The 6,000-nt window shown below is 56.8% G+C and carries 5 protein-coding genes, 2 rRNA genes and 1 pseudogene; 3 read left to right on the plus strand and 5 right to left on the minus strand.

Annotated features, from left to right (window positions below):
• The first annotated feature begins 337 nt into the window (after positions 1-337).
• Entirely contained in the window at positions 338-2,278 is a 1,941-nt protein-coding gene (locus ACYQ12_RS00655; RefSeq protein WP_459866185.1) for a metallophosphoesterase family protein, read from the plus strand.
• A 222-nt stretch (positions 2,279-2,500) separates the two neighbouring features.
• The gene (locus ACYQ12_RS00660; protein WP_459866188.1) at positions 2,501-2,827 is read left to right on the plus strand and encodes a hypothetical protein; all 327 of its coding nucleotides are present in this window, start codon (positions 2,501-2,503) and stop codon (positions 2,825-2,827) included.
• A gap of 68 nt (positions 2,828-2,895) precedes the next feature.
• Here ACYQ12_RS00660 and flhC read toward each other — a convergent pair whose 3' ends face one another.
• From flhC to ACYQ12_RS00675, 3 genes are all read right to left on the minus strand, one after another.
• A complete protein-coding gene (gene flhC / locus ACYQ12_RS00665) occupies positions 2,896-3,477 on the minus strand; it encodes a flagellar transcriptional regulator FlhC (protein WP_459866191.1) in 582 nt (193 codons plus the stop codon).
• Positions 3,478-3,480: 3 nt separating this feature from the next.
• Positions 3,481-3,822, minus strand: a complete 342-nt coding sequence (flhD, locus tag ACYQ12_RS00670) for a flagellar transcriptional regulator FlhD (protein ID WP_459866194.1) — start codon at positions 3,820-3,822, stop codon at positions 3,481-3,483.
• Positions 3,823-4,251: 429 nt separating this feature from the next.
• Positions 4,252-4,998 carry an SDR family oxidoreductase gene (locus tag ACYQ12_RS00675; protein WP_459866197.1) on the minus strand — a complete coding sequence of 249 codons (747 nt, stop codon included), beginning with the start codon at positions 4,996-4,998 and terminating at the stop codon, positions 4,252-4,254.
• Between the two features lie 139 nt (positions 4,999-5,137).
• Here ACYQ12_RS00675 and ACYQ12_RS00680 point away from each other — a divergent pair.
• A pseudogene (locus tag ACYQ12_RS00680) lies at positions 5,138-5,290 on the plus strand (histidinol-phosphate transaminase); the annotation flags it as partial.
• 241 nt (positions 5,291-5,531) lie between these two features.
• Here ACYQ12_RS00680 and rrf read toward each other — a convergent pair.
• Positions 5,532-5,647 (minus strand): 5S ribosomal RNA (gene rrf, locus ACYQ12_RS00685).
• Positions 5,648-5,773: 126 nt separating this feature from the next.
• Positions 5,774-6,000, minus strand: a 23S ribosomal RNA gene (locus ACYQ12_RS00690); the annotation flags it as partial.

Below are 6,000 nucleotides of genomic sequence, written 5' to 3' on the forward strand. Positions count from 1 at the left end.
GTAGGAACTCAGCCGCCATCCTATCTTTTCAATATGACGGTAATATCACAGCGGTGCTGCGTTGCCTGGCCTTCCCTCCTGGTCGAGGATTTACCGTATATCGCTGACCGGATCGACGACCAACGCTCATCCCCGGCCAGGGTTCAGAAATGTTCCATCGAGCATTCCACATCGTACCCCAGGAGAAACCAGCGGTTGGGTATGGTTTGCCCGTTCTGACACGCTTGGGTGTCGCTGCTACCCTTGCCGTCTGGGCAGACCCTCCTTGTCTGTGCTGCCCCCTGCTCTACCAAGGAAACATGCTTTGACGCCCCGGAGGCACGAAACAAGGAGCACGATGCCGTCTTCGCTCAGCAGCTCGGATTCACTCCCTGACGTCCTGGCTGGCCCAATGCTTCGGCGCGTTACCGCCAATCGGTTGTTGTTGTGGTTGGTTGGTTCGCATCCGCTCGACATGAAACTGCAGCTGTTTCCAGCCGGACAATCGCCTCGCCGGCTGGTGCTGAATGATAAACGGCTGCGCCGATTGCCGGCAGGACAGCATGCCTGGCTTCACTTGATCGACGTGACACTGGCCACTCCCTTGCCGACCGGTGTGCGCATCGAATATGACCTGCGACTCATCGATACACAAAGCGAGCGCGGCATTCGCGAGTGGGCGCCGCATCTGCTGTATGAAGGCGCCTCATTGCCGGCCTTTGCAATAGCCGAAAGCCATCACCGCCTGATGCATGGTTCCTGTCGTCGCCCCCACTACGACGGGCCAGACGGTCTCGTACGTGCAGATACGTGGCTTGCCGAACGCCATGACCAACCGGAGCAGTGGCCTGCCTGGATGCTGATGACGGGTGATCAAGTCTATGCGGACGATGTCGCGGGCCCCATGCTGGTAGCCATTCATGAGCTCATCCGGTGTCTGGGCCTTTTCGACGAGTCTTTCGAGGGCGCCACAATTGCCGAGAGCTCAGCGCTGCACGGGACTGACGCACATTACTATGCCCGCCAGTCTCTTCTACCCGATGTCCGGGGCACTGCAGTGCTACGCGACCGTTTTTTTGGCGGCGTTCGCAAGCCGGTTTTCACCTCTGACAATGCCGACAACCATCTCATTTCGTTTGGCGAAGTGATTGCCATGTATCTTCTGGTGTGGTCACCGACTCCCTGGCAGCTCGTCGAGATGACAAGGCCCCGCTTGGGTGAAGACGACTCCCGCCGCTTTGATGCCGAGAAGAAGGTCTTGGAAGATTTCGTCGAAGGGCTGCCTGCCGCCTCCCGGCTGCTAGCGCACCTCCCGACTCTGATGATCTTCGATGACCATGACATCACCGATGACTGGAACTTGACCGCTGAGTGGGAGCAGGCCGCCTACGGCCATCCCTTCTCACGCAGGGTGATCGGCAATGCTCTACTCGCTTATCTGCTATGCCAAGCGTGGGGAAATGATCCGGATCGTGTCGCTGAGCCTATGGAGGACACGGCCCACCTGCTGGAAAATGCCGCCCAGCAGGCAGGCTGGCTGCCGGCCAACCAGCATGAAGCGGTGATTCGCCGGTTGCTTCGCTTCGAAGGGTGGGAGTATCAAGTGCCGGGTTCCCCTCTTCTGATCGTACTCGATACCCGTACACGGCGCTGGCGTAGCGAGCGAAGCCCCAGCAAGCCGTCCGGGCTGATGGACTGGGAAGCCCTGTCGGAACTTCAGCAGCAGATCCTGGGAGCCACCTCAGTGGTAATCGTCTCACCGGCTCCCATGTTCGGAGTTAAACTGATCGAGGTTATCCAGCGGCTGTTCACCCTAACAGGGAGATCCCTGATGGTGGATGCCGAGAACTGGATGGCGCACCGTGGTACCGCTAACGTGATGCTCAATATTTTTCGCCATTCCCGTACGCCGGGTCACTATGTGATTCTTTCCGGCGACGTACACTACTCTTTCGTTTATGACATTCGCATCAGGACTCGGCGCGAAGGGCCGCGCCTATGGCAGATCACATCCAGCGGTTTCAAGAACGCCTTTCCGGACACGCTGCTGAATTGGCTTGATAGGGCCAACCGATGGTTGTACGCGCCGAAGTCTCCCCTCAACTGGTTCACCAAGCGCCGTCCCATGGCCATCCATCCGCGGGACCCCGACCGGGGTAGTGCAGGTGAGCGATTATGGAACGGACCGGGAGTCGGCCTGGTGGACCTGGACGCCCGAGGCTGCCCCATTGCTATCCGGCAGCTTGATGCTCGCGGCTTCGACGTGATATTCCCGCCATCAGAAGATGAAGATGCGTAGAGGCGACATACCAGGAGGGCTTGTCTGAAAGCTCTGTCATGGGCTGTCGTGCAGAGCAGCGCCCCTTGTCGCGCGTCGTGCTCTAGCCAGGACTCTGAGCTATGTTTTTTTTGAGGTGACAAGGTGCACCCGCTCGAGAATTTCGTATGAACGAGACGAGGACAGCGCTGACGGAATCTTTCTTTTTGTATTGGCTCTTCAACCTACAGGCGAAGGACAACCATGAGCAATTCAGTCATCCCCTCCTCCGATGGATGGTATCTGATTCAGAAAGGCCCGCAGGGTGGCGCGTTGGTGCATAAGGTCGCCTGCTGGGAAGTGCGTGATGCAGAGGTCATTGGCCTAGTCAGCGGGAGAGAAGAGAAAGTCAATGCGGAAGGTAGGCCCATCCTGTCAGTGCCCGACAGTATTGCCGGAAGATATGCTCATATCAGCCAATTCAACTCGGAGCAAGTGGCTCAGCTGCAGGAAGCCATGCGTAACCCGGGTAATATTCGCTACGTTCACTTGATAGGTGCCGATCAAGAGGCCGATGAGGCCGGAGAGTAGATTGAAGACAGACAGGGATGAGACTGATGACAATATCCTTGGACACCAGCCTCACCCGTCGTACCACATCAAGCAGTTCTGACCATGGCTATCGATGGTGCTGATACGGCCTCAGCTTGCTGTTTCCGCTCACGCATCCTGGCGGTTTTCCCGGCACGAGAAGGAGGCTGGCAGATGCCGCACACAAAATGTGCAGTCGGGCTATGTGCATGAGCGATAAGATGCCCTTTGCAGCTTTTGCACTGGGACAGCTGCAGCAGGTTGCTTTCGAAGAAACGTACCAGTGTCCAGGCACGTGTCAGACCCAGTACCGGCTCGGCATCGTCCAGAGCCACCTGCTCCAGATAGAGCCTGAACGCCTTGACGAAGGCTTCCATTCGCTCGCAACCAAGCTCTTCATTCAGGCTGCGATAGATGTTGTAGAACAGCGACGAATGGATGTTCGGCAACCAGGTCATGTACCAGTCGGTGGAGAACGGCAGCATGCCCTTGGGCGGTGACATGCCCCGAATCTCCTTGTAAAGCTTGATCAGCCGTCCACGGCTCAGGTCTGTCTCGGTTTCCAGCACCTGCAGGCGGGCACCGAGCTCGATCAGTTCGATGGCCAGCTGGACCTGCATCATTTCACTGACAAGGCTCTTCTCTGCCATGACTTATATCCTGTTCCCGGAATTGACTGCAGCGGCCATCGGAACGACCTGATCGCTAGCCATGAGCAGCGCCGCATGTGTCTGTCCCAGGCCCTGCTCCTTGGGATTGTTAACCAACCTCTGCAGCTGGCTTACATCGTCGAAGCAGAGACGGCAAAGCATCTGATTGGTACGCGCCAGTTGGCTCAGTTGCTTGACGGAGAGCGACTCCAACAGATCTGCCATCGACTCACTGATCTTCAAACGGAACATCGCAGTGACGCGGTCCTCGCTCAGCAGTCGCTGGACGAGCAGCAAGTATGAGAGGTTGATGTCACGAATATCGTCAAGAAGATTGTCAATCATTTCTATACCCTAAGACAGCGTTATGAGGGACAAGACAGGTTTCGACTGGCTTGGACCTAGGTGTCGAGACAGCCTGCGACACCTGTTATGAGCTGCATTCTGAGGCATAATTGTGAAAAATCTAGTCTTTTTTAACCGATTGATAACAATCAGATACGCTGAAAAAGGGAAATGAGCCCAGATTTCACTCCTAAGCCAATGATTGGAAAGGATTGTTTACTGGTAAAAGAGGAGTGAACAAAGCGTGACATTTTTTGTAACAGAGCACTATTCTCATCGATTTCTCAGCTAGGCTCACCACCAAAACGGCTGCAATCAGTATCAGAAGGCGATGGATGGCCCGGCCAGTCTTGTCATGAAGACAAGAAGTGCATGAACACTTCGGTATGCGGAAAGGACCTCCAGCCACACCAGTTGCTCATCAGTACATCAACGCCCCCCAGTGACATCAATAACGGCGCCAGTGCTATAAGAGGCTTCCTCGGATAACAGCCAGAGAATTGCTCTGGCGACCTCTTCAACTTGGCCGCCCCGCTGCATGGGAACCGTCTCTTTCAGCCGTTCGACACGGTCAGGTTCGCCACCGCTGGCATGGATATCCGTATAGATGATTCCGGGTCTGACCGCGTTGACACGAATTCCTTCAGCTGCAACTTCCTTTGCCAATCCCAGTGTGAATGTATCAATGGCTCCTTTAGTCGCTGCGTAATCGACATATTCATTGGGTGCACCCAAGCGGGCCGCCACCGAAGATAAGTTGACGATAGCTCCACCTTGGCCACCCTTGGCAGTCGACATGCGGCGAATCGCTTCGCGAGCGCAAAGAATACTACCGGCGACATTGACGGCAAGAATCCGAGCGAGCCGGTCGGCGGTCATGTCCACGACACGCATCTGTGGCTCGAGAATGCCGGCATTATTGACCAGTGCAGTGACAGGCCCTAACTGTTCATCCACTGCTTCGAAGAGGCGAAGTACGTCGGCTTCCTTACCCACATCGGCGGGCACGGCAATGGCGGTTCCGCCGGCTCGAGCAATATCCTCGACGACAGCCTTGGCCGCCTCTTCATTGCCACGATAACTGAGACAGACACGATACCCTGCAGTAGCCCCCAATCTTGCCATTGCAGCGCCTATACCGCGGCTTCCCCCAGTTACGATCAGTACCTTTTGCATCTTCTGCCCCCCAAAACTTTTTGTTACTACAGATAAATATAGCGGGATAGCGAGATCAGAGCAGTAGCGGATATTAGGAGAAATATAGGGAGATGGATGTCACATACTCGACATCATCTGCGACAACACCGATCCCGTCGAGGCCGGCGAGATATTTGCCGGCCTGCGCGAACGCGGCATTCTGGTCAGGCACTTCAACACCGCGAGCCTGCGCGATTTCCTGCGCATCACGATCGGCACCGATGACGAGATGGCCAGCCTGATCGAGGCGCTGGAGGCGCTGTGCCGTTAGGCTCGCCCCTTCCGGGCATGAGCCCGGTTTCCGCCGGGCGCCTCTGCGGCCGCCGGGAACCGGTCGGAAGGCTGACGGCCGGCCAACGCAAAAACCCCCTGTCCGTGGGGACAGGGGGTTCGAAGAGGTGCCTGACGATGACTCGGCCGGCGTTCCGGGACTCTCCATGAGGAGATCCCTGGCTTTCATCCACACCAATAAAATACCCCAGCTTCTTTCGAAGCTGGGGTACGGTATAGGTGCCTGACGATGACCTACTCTCGCATGGGGAGACCCCACACTACCATCGGCGCTGAGCGGTTTCACTGCTGAGTTCGGCATGGGGTCAGGTGGTTCCCGCACGCTATGGTCGTCAGGCGTAACTGGTGTCGTCCCGCGAGGCCTTCCGGCCCGCCGCGCGACGACGCAACATGGATCTGCTGACCGCGATACGTCTCTGGTATCCGGCAATTGTCGAGGTGACCTCAGACCCCTTGGGGTTATATGGTCAAGCCTCACGGGCCATTAGTACACGTTAGCTCAACGCATTGCTGCGCTTCCACACCGTGCCTATCAACCAGCTGGTCTTGCTGGGCCCTTCAGGGGGCGCGAGGCCCCAGGGAAGTCTCATCTTGAAGGGGGCTTCCCGCTTAGATGCTTTCAGCGGTTATCCCGTCCGTACATAGCTACCCGGCAATGCGATTGGCATCACAACCGGAACACCAGAGGTA

Source organism: Halomonas shantousis, assembly GCF_054654615.1.

What these genes read in the sequence shown, in the direction of transcription:
- ACYQ12_RS00655 (WP_459866185.1), top strand. Translation starts at nt 338, where the DNA reads ATGCCGTCTTCGCTCAGCAGCTCGGATTCACTCCCTGACGTCCTGGCT.
- ACYQ12_RS00660 (WP_459866188.1), top strand. Translation starts at nt 2,501, where the DNA reads ATGAGCAATTCAGTCATCCCCTCCTCCGATGGATGGTATCTGATTCAG.
- flhC (WP_459866191.1), bottom strand. Translation starts at nt 3,477, where the DNA reads ATGGCAGAGAAGAGCCTTGTCAGTGAAATGATGCAGGTCCAGCTGGCC.
- flhD (WP_459866194.1), bottom strand. Translation starts at nt 3,822, where the DNA reads ATGATTGACAATCTTCTTGACGATATTCGTGACATCAACCTCTCATAC.
- ACYQ12_RS00675 (WP_459866197.1), bottom strand. Translation starts at nt 4,998, where the DNA reads ATGCAAAAGGTACTGATCGTAACTGGGGGAAGCCGCGGTATAGGCGCT.